Source organism: Streptomyces sp. NPDC079020 (genome assembly GCF_044542225.1).
Classification (GTDB): Bacteria; Actinomycetota; Actinomycetes; order Streptomycetales; family Streptomycetaceae; genus Streptomyces.
The window spans coordinates 760,226-777,759 of the sequence record NZ_JBITUB010000001.1 but is presented as its reverse complement, the minus strand read 5'-3'; the positions used below and the strand labels follow the sequence as shown (position 1 = coordinate 777,759).

12 protein-coding genes are annotated in these 17,534 nt (G+C 70.9%); 8 read left to right on the top strand and 4 right to left on the bottom strand.

Features of this window, described 5'->3' with window-relative positions; translation table 11 throughout:
- Positions 1 to 330: 330 nt before the first annotated feature.
- Positions 331 to 597, bottom strand: coding sequence for a 30S ribosomal protein S20 (gene rpsT, locus ACIGJO_RS03540; RefSeq protein WP_030077886.1), 267 nt, complete (start codon positions 595 to 597; stop codon positions 331 to 333).
- A 215-nt stretch (positions 598 to 812) separates the two neighbouring features.
- Between rpsT and lepA the strand changes: the two genes are divergently transcribed.
- From lepA to hemW, 4 genes are all read left to right on the top strand, one after another.
- A complete protein-coding gene (gene lepA, locus ACIGJO_RS03535; protein WP_399951400.1) occupies positions 813 to 2,687 on the top strand; it encodes a translation elongation factor 4 in 1,875 nt (624 codons plus the stop codon).
- A 417-nt stretch (positions 2,688 to 3,104) separates the two neighbouring features.
- The gene (locus ACIGJO_RS03530) at positions 3,105 to 4,994 is read left to right on the top strand and encodes an AMP-dependent synthetase/ligase (protein ID WP_399951397.1); all 1,890 of its coding nucleotides are present in this window, start codon (positions 3,105 to 3,107) and stop codon (positions 4,992 to 4,994) included.
- A gap of 282 nt (positions 4,995 to 5,276) precedes the next feature.
- Positions 5,277 to 7,220: a SpoIIE family protein phosphatase gene (locus ACIGJO_RS03525; protein WP_399951394.1), complete on the top strand. Its 1,944-nt coding sequence runs from the start codon at positions 5,277 to 5,279 to the stop codon at positions 7,218 to 7,220.
- A gap of 81 nt (positions 7,221 to 7,301) precedes the next feature.
- Entirely contained in the window at positions 7,302 to 8,543 is a 1,242-nt protein-coding gene (hemW, locus tag ACIGJO_RS03520) for a radical SAM family heme chaperone HemW (RefSeq protein ID WP_399951391.1), read from the top strand.
- Positions 8,544 to 8,642: 99 nt separating this feature from the next.
- On the opposite strand, the gene ACIGJO_RS03515 is transcribed toward hemW, so the two are convergent.
- The 3 genes from ACIGJO_RS03515 to ACIGJO_RS03505 all read right to left on the bottom strand — a co-directional run bounded on the left by ACIGJO_RS03515 (position 8,643) and on the right by ACIGJO_RS03505 (position 13,241).
- A complete protein-coding gene (locus ACIGJO_RS03515) occupies positions 8,643 to 11,528 on the bottom strand; it encodes an ABC transporter substrate-binding protein (RefSeq protein WP_399951388.1) in 2,886 nt (961 codons plus the stop codon).
- 121 nt (positions 11,529 to 11,649) lie between these two features.
- Positions 11,650 to 12,468: a DUF3097 domain-containing protein gene (locus ACIGJO_RS03510; RefSeq protein ID WP_399951385.1), complete on the bottom strand. Its 819-nt coding sequence runs from the start codon at positions 12,466 to 12,468 to the stop codon at positions 11,650 to 11,652.
- Positions 12,469 to 12,509: 41 nt separating this feature from the next.
- A complete protein-coding gene (locus ACIGJO_RS03505; RefSeq protein WP_399951382.1) occupies positions 12,510 to 13,241 on the bottom strand; it encodes an MBL fold metallo-hydrolase in 732 nt (243 codons plus the stop codon).
- A gap of 164 nt (positions 13,242 to 13,405) precedes the next feature.
- On the opposite strand from ACIGJO_RS03505, the gene hrcA reads away from it, so the two are divergent.
- From hrcA to ACIGJO_RS03485, 4 genes are all read left to right on the top strand, one after another.
- A complete protein-coding gene (hrcA, locus tag ACIGJO_RS03500; RefSeq protein ID WP_266930557.1) occupies positions 13,406 to 14,422 on the top strand; it encodes a heat-inducible transcriptional repressor HrcA in 1,017 nt (338 codons plus the stop codon).
- A complete protein-coding gene (gene dnaJ / locus ACIGJO_RS03495) occupies positions 14,423 to 15,562 on the top strand; it encodes a molecular chaperone DnaJ (RefSeq protein ID WP_399951378.1) in 1,140 nt (379 codons plus the stop codon). It begins immediately after the preceding gene.
- A gap of 131 nt (positions 15,563 to 15,693) precedes the next feature.
- Positions 15,694 to 16,767: a nitronate monooxygenase gene (locus ACIGJO_RS03490; protein WP_399951375.1), complete on the top strand. Its 1,074-nt coding sequence runs from the start codon at positions 15,694 to 15,696 to the stop codon at positions 16,765 to 16,767.
- Entirely contained in the window at positions 16,764 to 17,510 is a 747-nt protein-coding gene (locus tag ACIGJO_RS03485) for a 16S rRNA (uracil(1498)-N(3))-methyltransferase (protein WP_399951372.1), read from the top strand. Before ACIGJO_RS03490 ends, ACIGJO_RS03485 begins: the two co-directional genes overlap by 4 nt.
- Positions 17,511 to 17,534: the final 24 nt, after the last annotated feature.

Genomic DNA, 17,534 nt, shown 5'->3' with positions numbered 1-17,534 from the left:
AACCCGGGCGGGTCTCACAGCCCACGGCCCACGCCACCAGGAACCCGGGCGGGTCTCACAGCCCACGGCCCACGCCACCAGGAACCCGGGCCGGTCTCGCGCCACCACGAGCCGGGGCCGGTCATGGCACCCAGGAGCCGCGGCCACAGCGGTGCGACAGACGGAAGCCCCGGTCGCCGTCCTGGGGAGGACGGCGACCGGGGCTTCCGGTTCACGCTGTGGTGCGCCGCACCCGCGTGGCGAACGCAGGTTCGGTGTGCGGCGCGGGGTGCCGGTCAGGAGCGGGAGAGAGGGCCCGCTGGGTCCGTACCGGCGTTCACATCAGAAAGCTCAGGCCTGGAGAGCGGCAACCTTGGAGGCCAGCGCCGACTTCTTGTTGGCGGCGGCGTTCTTGTGGATGACACCCTTCGAGACAGCCTTGTCGAGCTGGCGGGAGGCGTCGCGGACGGCCGTGGTGGCCTTCTCGACGTCACCGGCAGCGGCGGCCTCACGGGCCTTGCGGATCGCGGTCTTGAGCGACGACTTGACGGCCTTGTTGCGCAGGCGCGCCTTCTCGTTGGTCTTGTTCCGCTTGATCTGGGACTTGATGTTCGCCACGAAAGAGCCTTTTCAGGTTCGTTGGATCTTCGATGTGCGCCACGCCGCTCGTGAGAGCCACGAGGCACAGCTGTCAACGGTACCAGTCACCCTCCGACCGGCCCAAACCGGTCCCCGCCCCGCAACCATGGGACGATGGAAGCTACGTATTGATCCGACCGACCCGACATCGACCCGAGACACGGCGTTCGGCGTCTCAAGAATCAGGACCCTGCGTGCCCGCGACTCCTATCCACGTGCCCGAGCCGAGCCGTACCGACCCGGCGCTGATCCGCAACTTCTGCATCATCGCGCACATCGACCACGGCAAGTCGACCCTTGCCGACCGGATGCTTCAGCTGACGGGTGTGGTCGACCAGCGGCAGATGCGCGCTCAGTACCTCGACCGGATGGACATCGAGCGCGAGCGCGGAATCACCATCAAGTCCCAGGCGGTCCGTCTGCCCTGGGCGCCGACCACCGCGGAGGGCAAGGGCAGCACCCATGTCCTCAACATGATCGACACCCCGGGCCACGTGGACTTCACCTACGAGGTCTCCCGTTCGCTCGCGGCCTGCGAGGGCACCGTCCTGCTGGTCGACGCGGCGCAGGGCATCGAGGCCCAGACCCTCGCCAACCTCTATCTGGCGATGGAGAACGACCTCACCATCGTTCCGGTGCTCAACAAGATCGACCTGCCCGCCGCGCAGCCCGAGAAGTTCTCCGAGGAGCTGGCGAACCTCATCGGCTGCCAGCCGGAGGACGTCCTCAAGGTCTCGGCGAAGACCGGCGTCGGCGTGGACGCCCTGCTCGACCGCGTGGTCCGGGACGTGCCCGCCCCGGTCGGCAAGGCCGACGCCCCCGCCCGCGCGATGATCTTCGACTCGGTCTACGACTCGTACCGCGGTGTCGTGACCTACGTCCGTGTCGTCGACGGCCAGCTCAACAGGCGCGAGCGCATCCGGATGATGTCCACGGGCGCCACCCACGAGCTGCTGGAGATCGGTGTCTCCTCTCCGGAGATGACCCCGGCCGACGGCATCGGCGTGGGTGAGGTGGGCTACATCATCACCGGTGTGAAGGACGTCCGGCAGTCCAAGGTCGGTGACACGATCACCTCCCTCAGCAACGGTGCGACCGAGGCGCTCGGCGGCTACAAGGACCCCAAGCCGATGGTGTTCTCGGGGCTGTACCCGCTGGACGGCTCGGACTACCCGGACCTGCGCGAGGCGCTGGACAAGCTCCAGCTCAACGACGCCGCCCTGGTGTACGAGCCGGAGACCTCCGCGGCGCTCGGCTTCGGCTTCCGCGTCGGCTTCCTCGGCCTGCTCCACCTCGACGTGGTCCGTGAGCGGCTGGAGCGCGAGTTCGGTCTCGACCTCATCGCCACCGCCCCGAACGTGGTCTATCGCGTCGAGATGGAGGACGGCACCGAGCACATCGTCACCAACCCGAGCGAGTTCCCCGAGGGCAAGATCGACAAGGTGCACGAGCCCGTCGTGCGCGCCACGGTCCTGGCCCCCAGCGAGTTCATCGGCGCGATCATGGAGCTCTGCCAGAACCGGCGCGGCACCCTGCTCGGCATGGACTACCTGTCCGAGGACCGGGTCGAGATCCGCTACACCCTGCCGCTCGCCGAGATCGTCTTCGACTTCTTCGACCAGCTGAAGTCCAAGACCCGCGGTTACGCCTCGCTCGACTACGAGCCCACCGGCGAGCAGTCGGCCCAGCTCGTCAAGGTCGACATCCTGCTCCACGGCGACAAGGTCGACGCGTTCTCCGCGGTCACGCACAAGGACAAGGCGTACGCGTACGGCGTGCGGCTCGTCGCCAAGCTGCAGAAGCTCATCCCGCGGCAGAACTTCGAGGTGCCGATCCAGGCGGCCATCGGCTCCCGGGTCATCGCCCGTGAGACCGTCCGCGCCATCCGCAAGGACGTCCTCGCCAAGTGTTACGGCGGTGACATCTCCCGTAAGCGGAAGCTGCTGGAGAAGCAGAAGGAGGGCAAGAAGCGGATGAAGATGGTCGGCAACGTGGAGGTTCCGCAGGACGCCTTCATCTCCGTGCTCTCGACGGACGAGTCGGCCGGCGAAGCCAAGGGCAAGAAGTAGCCGCCCGTTCGTACCGATGAGTAGCCCAACGGGCCCCTGTGCCGCAGAACCCTGCGGCACAGGGGCCCGTTCGTTATGAAGCGGCGGCCCATTGCCTCTTACGCGGCGGTCCCGCGCGCCTTACCCTGATCACGACTCGTTGGTTACTCGCCAGTTAAACAAGCGTGTCCGGACGGGACCCCGAGCCGGACGGGCCCCTTGGGCCGGACGCAACCCCGAGCCGGTACGCCGGCGCGGACGGCACGCGGGAGCCGGCGGCAGGACGAGCGGAACACGCAGAGGCACGCAGAACACGCAGAACCAGTGCAGCACGCGCAGGACGAGAAGCAGGAACCGCAGCCAGTAGAAGAAACAGCAGAAGCAGCAGCAATACCAAGAAGCCGGTCGAAGCAATGCCGCAGGCCCGGAGGACGCGTCGTGAGCGACACACAGACCTTGATCGATAACCGACCGCCCTCCGTGGCGACTCTCTTCATCGACCGCGTGGCGGCCACCCCGGACGGGGAGGCGTACCGCTACCCGGTGCCCGCGGCCCCGGGCGGAGGCCCCGACGAGTGGAAGTCGCTCAGCTGGGGGCAGGCCGCCGAGCGCGTCTACGCGATCGCCGCCGGGCTGATCGCGCTCGGGGTGCAGCCGGAACAGCGCATCGCGCTCGCCTCCTCCACCCGGGTGGAGTGGATCCTCATCGACCTCGGTGTGATGTGCGCGGGCGGCGCCACCACCACGATCTACCCCTCCACCAACACCGAGGAGTCCGCCTTCATCCTGGCGGACTCCGAGAGCCGGGTCCTGATCGCGGAGGACGCCGCGCAGCTGGCGAAGGCCCGTGAGGCCCGCGCCGATCTGCCGGGCCTCGGCCATGTCGTGGTCATCGACCCGGCGGGCGTCGAGCCCGCCGAGGACGACCCGGAGGGCTGGATCCTCACCCTCGCCGAGCTGGAGGCCCGGGGCGCCGAGCACCTGGCGAAGCACCCGGACGCGATCACCGATCGGGTCTCCGCCATCACGGCCGACCAGCTGGCCACCCTGATCTACACCTCGGGCACCACGGGCCGCCCCAAGGGCGTACGGCTGCCGCACGACAACTGGTCGTACATGGCCAAGGCCACCGTGGCGACCGGTCTCATCACCGCGGACGACGTGCAGTACCTCTGGCTGCCGCTCGCGCATGTCTTCGGCAAGGTCCTCACCTCCGGCCAGATCGAGGTCGGTCATGTGACTGCGGTCGACGGCCGGATCGACAAGATCATCGAGAACCTTCCGGTCGTCCAGCCGACCTATATGGCCGCCGTCCCCCGGATCTTCGAGAAGGTCTACAACGGGGTCGCGTCCAAGGCGCGGGCCGGTGGCGGAGCCAAGTACAAGATCTTCCTGTGGGCGGCTGGCATCGCCCGGGAGTACGCGAAGGTCTCCCAGGACAACTTCCGGCGCACCGGCAAGGCGTCCGTCCCCTTCGCACTCGGCGCCAAGCACAAGGTCGCCGACGCCCTCGTCTTCGCCAAGATCCGTGATGCCTTCGGCGGCCGGCTGCGCGCCTGTATCTCCGGTTCCGCGGCGCTCGCCCCCGACATCGGCTATTTCTTCGCCGGGGCCGGGGTCCACATCCTGGAGGGCTACGGCCTGACCGAGACCAGCGCCGCCTCCTTCTGCAACCCGGGCGAGGCCTACCGCACCGGCACCGTCGGCAAGCCGCTCCCCGGCACCGAGGTGCGGATCGCGGACGACGGCGAGGTCCTGCTGCGCGGCCCCGGCGTCATGCAGGGCTACCACCAGCAGCCCGAGAAGACCGCCGAGGTCCTGGAATCGGACGGCTGGCTGCACACCGGCGACATCGGTGAGCTGTCCGTGGACGGCTATCTCCGGATCACCGACCGCAAGAAGGACCTCATCAAGACGTCCGGCGGCAAGTACGTCGCCCCGGCGGAGGTCGAGGGCCAGTTCAAGGCGGTGTGCCCGTTCGTCTCCAACATCCTGGTGCACGGCGCGGACCGTAACTTCTGTTCCGCGCTCATCGCCCTCGACGGGCCCACCATCCTCGGCTGGGCCGCCGAGAACGGCATGGAGGGCAAGTCGTACGCCGAGGTGGTGGCGGCGCCCGCGACGGTCGAGCTCATCGAGGGCTATGTGAAGCGCCTCAACGAGGGCCTTCAGCGCTGGCAGACCGTCAAGAAGTTCCGCCTGCTGCCGCGCGACCTCGATGTCGAGCACGGCGAGCTGACCCCCAGCCTCAAGCTGAAGCGGCCGGTCGTCGAGCGCGCGTACAAGCCGCTCATCGAGGAGATGTACGAGGGCTCGCGCGAAGCGTGACGCCCGCGCCGCACGGCGCGCGGTGGCCGTGCGGCGGTACGCGCGGGGTGGTCGTGCGGCGGTACGCGTGTGGCGGGGGATGGCGGCGGTGCGGGCGGGAACGGCAGACTGTGTACGGGTCTGCCATCCGTCCGGTCCGCCGCGTTCCTCTTTGTGTCGCATTGCGTTCGGACTTGCTCGAATTTCTGCCCACTTCGGTAACTCGATGCTTATGCACGCGGTCGGTCTGTCACGCTGTCGTTGTTGTCGGCGGCGTTTCGTCAGACCGGTAGGAGCCGCACCGTGGGGCCCATTCCCTTGCAGCGGGACATCGTTCACCGTCCCGGCACCACCGGTGCCGGCCATTTCGACGACCCGCGCCTGGTCAGTTGCACGAGCCTGCCCGGCATACCGCTCGCCCCGTCCGCGGCGCGCAGGTTCGTGCGTGCCGCGCTCGCGGAGTGGACCGGGACCGGGGTACCCGCCGCCGCGGGCTTCACCGACCGGCTGGCCGACGACGCGGTGACCGTCGCCAACGAGCTGGTCACCAACGCGGTCGTGCACGCGGGCACGACCGTCGATCTGGTCGTACGCCTGGAGGAGGAGTGCGACGAGGAGCCCGCGGCCCTGCTGCTGGAGGTCACCGACCACCACCCGGCACGCGCGGTGAGCGGGGAGGCGTCCGGGGCCGCGGCCGGCCCGTCGCCCACCGAGCGGCCGGACCCCGCCGAGTACGGCCGCGGACTGCAGCTCGTCGCCACACTCGCCGAGGCCTGGGGCATCACCTACCGCACCGGCCGCAAGACCGTCTGGGCCCGCCTCCCCATCGACGGCTGGACCGCCCCGCCCCTCCCGTCCGAGGAGGACACCCTGCTGCGCGGTCTGCGGGCCGCCGAGATCCTCGCCCCCGCCGTCGCCCGCGCCGAGCGCGACGACGCGGGCTGGGACAGCCGGGGCGCGCTCTCCTTCCTCGCCGAGGCGTCCGACCTGCTGGCGGGCCAGCTCGACGAGGACCTCGTGGCGGCCATAGCGGGTCAGCTGCTGGTGCCCAGGCTCGCCGACTGGTGCGCGATCTGGCTGGAGAGCGAGGGCGCGGGGCCTGCCGCGGCACCCCGGCTCGCCCGCGTCTGGCACAGCGACGAGACCGGCACCGAGCACCTGCGGACGGTGCTGGAGAAGGAGCCCCTCCGGCTGCCGGGCAGCGCCGGTTCCGGACCCGTGTCCGTGCCGTGGCCCACCGGCGGCGGGGCCTTCGAGGGGGAGCCGGCCATGGAGCCCGGCGCCCGTGACGGGGCCGCCCTCGCCTTCCGGATCACCACGGGCGGCCGCTCGCTGGGCGCCGTGCTCGTCGGCCGGGAAGGCGCCGCCCGGGTGCCCGACGAGGTGGCCGCGCTGATCGAGGACTTCGTACGCCGCCTCGGCCTCGCCGTCGGTGCCGCCCGCGCCTACACCCGGCAGGCCACCATCAGCCGCATCCTCCAGCGCGGCCTGCTGCCCAGCAAGGTCGCCGAGATCCCCGGAGTCACCAGCGCGCTGGTCTACGAGCCGAGCGACGACGGTGTGGTCGGGGGCGACTTCTACGACATCTTCCCGTGCCCCGGGGACCGCTGGTGCTTCGTCCTCGGCGATGTCCAGGGGAGCGGCCCCGAGGCCGCGGTCGTCACCGGACTCGCCCGCCCGTGGCTGCGGCTCCTGTCCCGGGAGGGCTTCGGCGTCGGTGAGGTCCTGGACCGGCTCAACCGGCTGCTCCTCGACGACGCCATGGAGGCCGCCGAGGCCGCGGCCCTGATGGTCGCGGCGGCCGGCGGCCAGCAGCTCCAGGACGGCTCCCAGTCCCGGTTCCTCTCCCTGCTCTACGGGGAGGTCGTCCCGCTCCCGGACGGTGGGGTGCGCTGCACCGTGGCCAGCGCGGGCCACCCGCTGCCCCTGCTGCTGCGCCCCGACGGCTCCGTACGCCCCGCCGCCGATCCCCAGGTGCTGCTCGGCGTCGTCGAGGACGTGGCGTACGAGAGCCAGAGCTTCGACCTGGCGCCCGGCGACGCGCTGCTCTGCGTCACCGACGGGGTGACCGAGCGGCGCTCGGGACGGCTCCTGTTCGACGACGGGGACGGGCTCGCCCGGGTGCTGTCCGGCTGCGCGGGGCTGCCCGCGGAGACCATCGCGGACCGGATCAAACGGGCCGTCCACGAGTTCGCCGAGCTGCCGCCGGACGACGACGTGGCCCTGATGGTGCTCCGGGCCGACTGAGGACTGCCGGAAGCCCCGGCCGCGCACGCCGGCCCCGCGCCGGACGGTGGCCGGTCGGGTCCGGTCCGGCGGCGAGTGACAATGGACGGTATGCCTTCCGTACTGCCCGATGGTGAGCCCGTGCCCGACGACGGGGCGCTGCCCCGCCACGCCCTGGAAGGCGCCGCCGGCCGCCCGCTCGGCTTCTACCTGCATGTGCCCTACTGCGCCACCCGCTGCGGCTACTGCGATTTCAACACCTACACCGCCACCGAGCTGCGCGGCTCCGGCGGGGCCCTGGCCTCCCGCGACAACTACGCCACGCACCTGATCGAGGAGGTCCGCCAGGCCCGCAAGGTCCTGGGCGACGACCCCCGGCCGGTCCGGACCGTCTTCGTCGGCGGCGGCACCCCCACGCTGCTGCCCGCCGCCGATCTCGTACGGATGCTGGCGGCGATCCGTGACGAGTTCGGGCTCGCGGACGACGCCGAGATCACCACCGAGGCCAACCCGGAGTCCGTCGGCCCGGCCTATCTGGCCGAGCTGCGGGAGGGCGGCTTCAACCGGGTCTCCTTCGGCATGCAGAGTGCCCGGCAGCACGTCCTGAAGATCCTGGACCGTACGCACACCCCCGGGCGCCCCGAGGCCTGTGTGGCCGAGGCCAGGGCGGCGGGCTTCGACCACGTCAATCTCGACCTGATCTACGGCACCCCCGGCGAGTCCGACGACGACTGGCGGGCCTCCCTGGACGCGGCCATCGGCGCGGGCCCCGACCATGTGTCGGCCTATGCCCTGATCGTCGAGGAGGGCACCCAGCTCGCCCGGCGCATCCGGCGCGGCGAGATCCCGATGACCGACGACGACGCGCACGCCGACCGGTATCTGATCGCGGACGAGGCGATGGCCGCCGCGGGCTTCTCCTGGTACGAGGTGTCCAACTGGGCCCGGACGCCCGAAGGCCGCTGCCTGCACAACGAGCTGTACTGGCGCGGCGCCGACTGGTGGGGCGCCGGGCCGGGCGCGCACAGCCACGTGGGCGGCGTGCGCTGGTGGAACGTGAAGCATCCGGGGGCGTACGCACAGGCCCTGGCCGAGGGCCGCTCACCCGGGGCCGGGCGCGAGATCCTCGCCGCCGAGGACCGCCGGGTCGAGCGGATCCTGCTGGAACTGCGGCTGCGCGAGGGCTGCCCGCTGTCGCTGCTCAGGCCGGACGGCCTGGCCGCGTCGCGCAGGGCGCTCACGGACGGGCTGCTGGAGGCCGGCCCGTACGAGGAGGGGCGCGCGGTCCTCACCTTGCGCGGGCGGCTGCTCGCCGACGCGGTGGTGCGGGACCTGGTGGACTGAGACGACGGGCCGTCCCACGGACGGGGATGGCCCGGGGCCCCCGACCGGTCGATGCCCGGCCCCAGTGCCCCGAGCGCCGGCGCCGGTCGGCCCCCGCCCCTACGGCTTGCAGTCCAAAGGCTTCGGATCGCCCGCTGCCTTGCCGCACAGGACGATCCGTACAGCGTCCGTCCCGTGCCGGACCACCTTGATGATGTTGAGGCCGTGCATGTTCTTGGTGGAGTCCAGGATGATCGTCCCGGTAGGCATGTTGGCGAGCACCACCGTGTGCAGGGTCGCCCAGGTCTCCGCGGCGCTTCGCCGGGTGTCATCTCGGGAAGCGGCGTTGTACAGGGCGGCTGTCGCGGTGTAGGACATGACGGTCTGCCCGCTGGCGAACAGGCCGTCGTCGTAGGCGGGGCTCGGCAGCGGGTCCTGCGCTTTATGGGAGGGGAGCAGTTTGCCGAGCTGCGTGTGGGCATCTCCGTAGAAACTGAGTTCGTCGTCCTTGTCCAGTGGGGCGGCCTTGTCCAGTGGGGCCAATGCGCTGTGGTAGAGCGTGACGTTGCTGGCGATGGACGTGCCGTCCTTGAAGGTTTCCTTCGTCAGATCGTCCCCCGTGAACACCGTCATGGGCTCGTGCGAGCAGCCCTCGGTCTCCGAGAGGCGCTTCATCAGGTTCGGGATGTCCTCGGCCCGTCCGGCGAAGTACAGTGCGGCGGGTACCGGTTCCTGCTTGCAGATGCGGTTCACCGGGTCGTTGAGGCGGGCACCGCCGGCGATCTTATACGTGACGTCCTCGTACATGTCGAATCCCGATGCGTCGAGCATCTTCTTGCCGGCATCGCGCTGTTCGGCCGTGTAGCCGTCCTTTTCGTCCTTGGGGAGTTTCCGGGAAAGGACGATCGCGCGCGGCTTGTGCTTCTTGGCCGCGCGGAGCTTGGCGGCGATCTGTTCGGCGACCAGTCCGAGGGCGTCCGTCTGTTCCTTGTCGGTCGCGGCGAGGCCGAAGTAGTTCGAGTGGGTGGGCAGATCGCCGCTCGAATTGGTGGTGTCGAGCAGAGCGATCCCGGCGCTTTTGAGCTTCTTGGTGGCCGCCAGACTCTTCCCGGTGTTGAGGCCGAAGCCGACCACGCCGACGACGGTCGGGTCCCGTTCGGCCACCTTGATGATCTGATCCACCGTGATCAGCTGATGGCGCATGTCCTGGCCGCCGTTGGCCGTGAGCACCCGGAGCTTGACGGGCTGCTGCTTGTTCGTCTCGAGCTGGCGCAGATAGACGCCCGTGAGCTCCTCCAGCCCCTTGCGGGTGAGCTTGTCGTCGCCGTTCCGCGCGGTGAGCGGCCCCGCGTAGACGATGGTGACGTAGTTCTCGTTCGGCCCGATGTGGGCGTTCTCGTCGCGGATCGCCCGCTCGATCCGCTCGAAGGTGATGCCCTTGCCCACCCCGTTCAGTTCCAGGCTGTTGCCCGCGGCGAAACGCACCTCGGAGGACGTGGCCACACCGACGCACTCCCTGTCCTCCCCGGAACCGCTCCAGATCGCATCCGTGTTGCGGTCGGTCAGCGGGCCGTGGCAGTACTTCCGCTGCCAGTGCACGCTCCACAGGAAGGTCCCCAGCAGACTGCCGACGAGGACGAACACGACGGTCGTCCGCGACATCAGCCACCACGCCCAGGTCCGGTCGACCCGACAGGTGGCGAGCTCCGCGTGCGCGTGCTCGTGGGTCAGCTTGGCGGTGGACAGCGGCAGCCGGAGCACCCAGGCGAGCGTCGCGGCCGCGACGGGGGACTGGCCCATGCTCAGCGCGTCGACCCAGCGGTCGTAACGGGCCCGCGCCGCCGCGGAGCCCGAGGCGGTGCTCGCCGGCGGCGGCTCCGGAGGCAGCGGCGGAGTGTGCCGCATGATCTGGGCGGCCGGCAGAGAGGCCAGCAGGAGCAGCGGGTCCACCTCGCTGCGCCGGGAACGCACGTTGTTGATCGCGTTGATCAGCAGGATGCCGCCGTTGTCGTGGGTGGCCCTGGGCAGGAACACCACCGGCGGGACCGTCCGCTTGCTGCGCCGCCAGTCCAGCGCGTGCGGCCGGTAGTTGTGCAGGAGATCCTCCAGCAGGGCCTGGACCCGCAGCTCCAGATGGAACTGGCGCGCGTGCTCGACGCCCGGGTGGTCGTCGCCCTGGTTCGCGTCCGCCACCCGTTCGGCCACCGCGGCCGCCCGGGCCCGGATCACCCGCCAGGAGCCGCTGGGCGAGAGGCGGGACCAGCCGTCCGAAGGGTGGCCCGTACTGGACGCGGCCAGCGAGGAGGTGGTCGCGAACCACCGGCTGGCCCGGCGCAGCCACAACAGCGGTGGCGCGGCGCTGCTCAGCAGCCGCACGACCGCCAGGCCGAGCAGCGAGGCGGCCGCCACCACGGCGGTCAGCAGCCAGCTGATCTCGCCGAGCACCCCGGTGAGCGCCGCGATGAAGGCGGCTCCGGCGAAGGTCTCGGGCCGGACCGAGGTCCGCAGCGAGTGCCACCGGTCGTTGCTCCTGGGCCGGCCCGTCCGCCAGCGCAACTGGCGCAACTGCTCCAGAATCCTCTCCTCGCGCCCGCGGGCCGAGCCTCCGGGCTGTGCGATCACCGTCGCGGTGGCCTGCTCGATGGCGCCGAGAAGACGCGAGCGGGGGAAGGAGAACGGCTTGTACTGCGAGCTCTCGCGGGTCTCCCAGGGCTCCTCGGTCAGCGTGCGCACCATGTCGAGCGCCGCCTCGTACGCCTTCGAGGACTCACCGTCGAGCAGCCGCACGGGGACCCTGCGCAACGCGTTGGCCTCGTGGATCTGGCGCACGATCTGCTCGACCCGGTCGTCGGTCTCGGGTCCGACATCGGCGTCGGCCGCCTGGGCGACCACCAGTGGCATCACCGGCCGGTTGACCTTGTACTGGTCGATGAGGTGCTGCATGAGGTGGAAGACGGCGGAAGCCGCCTCGTTCTCCGCACTGCCCTGCCAGACCTCGCGTGTCATAGCCCCCGTGCCTTTCCGTCGCCAGCCGAGCCCCTCTTCTCTCCTCAATAGCCGACGGTACTCATGCGGCGCAGGCGTTCACGGGGATCGGTATCGGATCCTCGTCAACAACCTCGTCAGGTCAGTCCGGAAGAGTGACGAAATCAATCAATTCCTCTACCCGGCCCAGGAGTTGCGGCTCAAGATCCCGATAGGAGTGCACCTTGGAAAGGATGTGCTGCCAGGCCGCACCGGTGTTCTCCGGCCAGCCCAGCGACCGGCACACGCCCGTCTTCCAGTCCTGCCCGCGCGGCACCACCGGCCAGCCGGAGATCCCCACCGAGGAGGGCTTCACCGCCTCCCAGACGTCGATGTACGGGTGGCCCACCACCAGCACATCGGCGTCCGACACCTGACCGGCGATCCGGGACTCCTTGGAGCCCGGCACCAGATGGTCCACCAGCACCCCCAGCCGGGCATCGGGACCCGGCGAGAACTCGCGCACGATCGCCGGGAGGTCGTCGATGCCCTCCAGATACTCGACCACCACGCCCTCGATCCGGAGGTCGTCGCCCCACACCCGCTCGACCAGCTCCGCGTCGTGCCGGCCCTCCACATAGATCCGCCCGGCCCGCGCCACCCGCGCCCGCGCTCCCGGCACCGCCACCGAGCCGGAGGCCGTACGCGCGGGCCGGACGGGCCCCGCCGCCGACGGGCGTACGAGCGTGATCACCCGGCCCTCCAGCAGGAAGCCGCGCGGCTCCATCGGGAACACCCGGTGCTTGCCGAAGCGGTCCTCCAGGGTGACCGTGGGGCCCTGGGCCGTCTTCTCGCAGCGAATGACGGCACCGCAGAAACCGGTGGAGACCTCCTCCACCACCAGATCGGGCTCGGCGGGGACCTCCGGGACGGGGGCGGACTTCTTCCACGGCGGGGTCAGGTCCGGCTGGTAGCTGCGCATGGCACGACGATAAGGCCGGCCGGGCCCGCGCCGGGGGTCCCTCACGACACGCCGAAGCGCTCCGCCAGCCGGTCGCGCTGGGCCCGGACGAAGGCCGCGTCCACCACCGCGCCGTGCCCCGGTACGTACAGCGCGTCCTCGCCGCCGAGCGCCAGCAGCCTGTCCAGCGCGGCGGGCCAGCGGGAGGTGACCGCGTCCCGGCCCGCCTGCGGTTCGCCGGACTCCTCGACCAGATCGCCGCAGAGCACCACGGCCCGCTCCCCGCCCGCGCCCGGCACCAGCGCCGCCAGATCGTGGCCGGTGTGCCCCGGCCCGGCGTCGGCCAGCAGGACCTGCCGCCCGCCGCCGAGGTCGAGTGTGTGCTCCCCGCGCACCTCGTGGCGCGGGACCACCAGGACGTCCACCGCCTGTGCGGCCTCCTCCTCGGGCACTCCGTGGCGTACGGCGGAGGCGCACAGCTCCTCGGCCGCGCCCCCGAGGAGAGCGGCGAGTCCGACCGATCCGTACACCTCGGCCCCGGCGAACACCGCGGTGCCCAGTACATGATCGAAATGGGGGTGGCTCAGTGCGATATGTGTCACTCTCCGCCCGAGCAGTGCCTCCGCCTGGTTCCGCAGCTCCACCCCCTCGCGCAGCGTCGACCCGGTGTCGTAGAGCAGCGCGCCGTCCGCTCCGGCCACCAGCGCGACCGTCGCATCCCACCCGGGAAGCCGCCGCCGGCCCACTCCGTGGCCCAACCGCTCCCAGCCGAACTCTTCCCAAGAGACGTCCATGCGGCGACGCTATCGGCAACGACCTGCGCGGTCCCGGGGTAGCGTGGCCGGTCGCCCTTGCCTGGGGGGCACCCCGCCCCCGTACACTGGCCGGGGGGATTGCTGGCACTCGAACGCACAGAGTGCCAGGCAGACACCGGAGACGACAGCTGGAGGTGTGCGCGATGCTCAGCGAACGCAGACTCGAAGTGCTGCGCGCCATCGTCCAGGACTATGTCGGCACCGAGGAGCCCGTCGGCTCCAAGGCGCTCACGGAACGGCACAAGCTCGGGGTCTCCCCGGCCACCGTCCGCAACGACATGGCGGTGCTGGAGGACGAGGGCTTCATCGCCCAGCCGCACACCAGTGCGGGGCGCATCCCGACGGACAAGGGCTACCGGCTCTTCGTCGACCGGCTCGCGGGCGTCAAGCCGCTCTCCTCGCCGGAGCGCCGGGCCATTCAGAATTTCCTCGACGGCGCGGTCGACCTCGACGATGTCGTGGGCCGGACCGTACGGCTGCTCGCGCAGCTGACCCGGCAGGTCGCCGTGGTGCAGTACCCCTCGCTGACCCGTTCGACGGTGCGGCATGTGGAGCTGCTGGCGCTGGCGCCCGCCCGGCTGATGCTGGTGCTGATCACCGACACGGGCCGGGTCGAACAGCGTATGATCGACTGCCCTGCGCCGTTCGGCGAGACCTCTCTCGCCGATCTGCGGGCCCGGCTCAACAGCCGGGTCGTCGGACGCCGTTTCACGGACGTCCCGCAGCTGGTGCAGGAGCTGCCGGAATCCTTCGACAGCGAGGACCGGGCCACCGTCTCCACGGTGCTCTCCGTCCTTCTCGAAACACTGGTCGAGGAGACGGAGGAGCGGCTGATGATCGGCGGCACCTCCAACCTCACCCGCTTCGGGCACGACTTCCCTGTGATGATCCGGCCGGTGCTGGAAGCACTGGAGGAGCAGGTGGTCCTGCTGAAGCTGCTCGGTGAGGCAACGGACTCGGGCATGACCGTACGTATCGGGCACGAGAACGCCCACGAGGGCCTCAACTCCACGTCCGTCGTCGCGGTCGGCTACGGTTCGGGCGACGAGGCAGTCGCCAAACTCGGCGTGGTCGGACCGACCCGCATGGACTACCCCGGAACGATGGGAGCGGTACGCGCAGTGGCACGTTACGTCGGACAGATCCTGGCGGAGTCGTAAGTGGCCACGGACTACTACGCCGTACTCGGCGTGCGCCGCGACGCATCTCAGGACGAGATCAAGAAGGCATTCCGGCGGCTCGCCCGCGAGCTGCACCCGGATGTCAACCCGGACCCGAAGACCCAGGAGCGGTTCAAGGAGATCAACGCCGCTTACGAGGTGTTGTCGGACCCGCAGAAGAAGCAGGTCTACGACCTCGGCGGCGACCCGCTGTCCGCCTCCGGCGGCGCGGGTGGCGCGGGCGGTTTCGGAGCCGGTGGCTTCGGCAACTTCTCCGACATCATGGACGCGTTCTTCGGCACGGCCTCGCAGCGCGGACCCCGTTCGCGCACCCGGCGCGGCCAGGACGCGATGATCCGGCTGGAGATCGACCTCGCCGAGGCGGCGTTCGGCACCACCAAGGACATCCAGGTCGACACGGCGGTCGTCTGTACGACGTGCAGCGGCGAGGGCGCGGCCCCCGGTACCTCCGCGCAGACCTGTGACATGTGCCGAGGACGCGGTGAGGTGTCCCAGGTCACCCGGTCCTTCCTGGGCCAGGTCATGACCTCACGGCCCTGCCCGCAGTGCCAGGGCTTCGGCACGGTCGTGCCGACGCCGTGCCCGGAGTGCGCCGGTGACGGCCGCATCCGCTCCCGGCGCACGCTCACGGTGAAGATCCCCGCGGGCGTGGACAACGGCACCCGCATCCAGCTCGCGGGCGAGGGCGAGGTCGGCCCCGGTGGCGGACCGGCCGGCGATCTGTACGTCGAGATCCACGAGCTGTCGCACGCGGTGTTCCAGCGGCGCGGCGACGATCTGCACTGCACGGTCACCATCCCCATGACGGCGGCCTCGCTCGGCACCAAGGTGCCGCTGGAGACGCTCGACGGCCTGGAGGAGATCGACATCAGGCCGGGCACCCAGTCCGGCCAGTCCGTTCCGCTGCACGGGCGCGGCATCACGCATCTGCGCGGCGGCGGTCGCGGCGATCTGATCGTGCACGTCGAGGTGCTGACCCCGTCCAAGCTGGACCCGGAGCAGGAGCGGCTGCTCCGCGAGCTGGCGAAGCTGCGCGGCGAGGAGCGGCCCACCGGCCAGTTTCAGCCAGGTCAACAAGGACTGTTCTCCCGGCTGAAGGACGCCTTCAACGGCCGCTGAGCCGGTCCTGGCCTGTCACCGCACCGCCCGTCGGTCCTGTACCGGCGGGCGGTGCGGCGTACAGCGGTATACCGGTCACGCTGTCCCATGGCTGATTCGGCACTGTGCGCCGGACATGGCACGATGCGGTCATGTCCTCCGAGTTGACCGATCTCTGCCGGTATCCGATCGTGCAGGCCCCGATGGCGGGCGGCGTCTCGTCCCCGGAGCTCGTCGGCGCCGTCGCCGAAGCCGGCGCGCTGGGCTTCCTCGCCGCCGGGTACAAGACGACGGACGGCATGTACAACGAGATCAAACAGGTCCGCAGACTGACCGGCCGGCCGTTCGGCGTCAACCTCTTCATGCCGCAGCCCGCGCTCGCCGATCCGAGCGCCGTCGAGGTCTACTGCCAGCAGCTCGCCGGTGAGGCCCTCTGGTACGAGACCCCGCTCGGGGATCCGGACACCAGCGGCGACGACGGCTACGAGGCCAAGGTCGCGATCCTCCTGGAGGACCCGGTCCCCGCGGTCTCCTTCACCTTCGGCTGCCCCACCCGCGACACGCTGGACGCCTTCGCCAAGGCGGGCACGTACACCATCGTGACGGTCACCAGCGCCGAGGAGGCGCAGTGCGCCCAGTGGGCGGGCGCCGACGCGCTCTGCGTCCAGGGTGTCGAGGCGGGCGGCCACCAGTCCACGCACCGTGACGACCCGCAGGCCGACAACACCGGCATCGGGCTGCTCTCCCTCGTCACCCAGGTCCGCGAGACCGTGCAGCTGCCGGTCATCGCGGCGGGCGGGATGATGCGCGGCTCCCAGATCGCCGGGGCGCTCGCGGCCGGGGCGGACGCGGCCCAGCTCGGTACGGCCTTCCTCATCTGCCCCGAGTCCGGGGCGCATCCGGTGCACAAGCGGTCCCTGACCAACCCGCTGTTCGTCCGCACGGCCCTGACCCGGGCCTTCTCCGGCCGCCCCGCCCGCGGGCTGGTCAACCGCTTCGTCACCGAGCACGGCCCCTACGCCCCCGCCGCCTACCCGCAGGTGCACTATGTGACCAGCGGGCTGCGCAAGGCGGCGGCCCGGACCGGCGACGCCCAGGGCATGGCACTGTGGGCCGGGCAAGGACACCGGATGGCACGCGAGCTGCCCGCCGGAGAGCTGATCGAACTGCTCGCCGCCGAACTGGAAGCCGCCCGGGTGGCAGTGAGCGGAAGGAGTGCCGAGTGACGGCACCGGTCTTCGTCGTCGAACGGATGCCCAGCGGGCCCGAGTTCGTCCTGGACGGTCCCGAGGGACGGCACGCCGTCTCCGTGAAGCGGCTGCACGCCGGGGAGGATGTCGTCCTGACGGACGGTCTGGGCCGGTGGGCGCAGGGCGTCGTACGGGCGGCCGAGGGCAAGGACCGGCTCCTGGTGACGGATCTCGCGACAGTCCACGAGGAGCCCGGTCCCACCCCCCGGATCACCGTCGTCCAGGCCCTCCCCAAGGGCGACCGCGGCGAGGTCGCCGTGGAGACCATGACGGAGACGGGCATCGACGCGATCGTCCCGTGGCAGGCCGCCCGCTGCATCACGCAGTGGAAGGGCGACCGCGGCCTCAAGTCCCTGGCGAAGTGGCGCAGTACGGCACGGGAGGCGGGGAAGCAGTCCCGGCGGGTCCGGTTCCCCGAGGTCGCGGAGGCGATGACGACCAAGCAGGTCGCCGCGCTGCTGGCCGCGGCGGACTTCGCGGGTGTGCTGCACGAGGACCGCGACTGCGACAGCGAACCGCTCGCCACCGCCGAACTCCCGGCGCGCGGTGAGATCGTGCTCGTCGTCGGCCCCGAGGGCGGCGTCTCCCCGCAGGAACTCGCGGCCTTCGCCGAGGCGGGCGCGCGGACCTACCGGCTGGGCCGCAGCGTGCTGCGCACCTCCACCGCGGGGACGGCGGCGGCGGCCCTGCTGCTGGGGCGCACCGGACGCTGGGGCTGAGCTTCCGGAAGGGCGGAGTCCGGG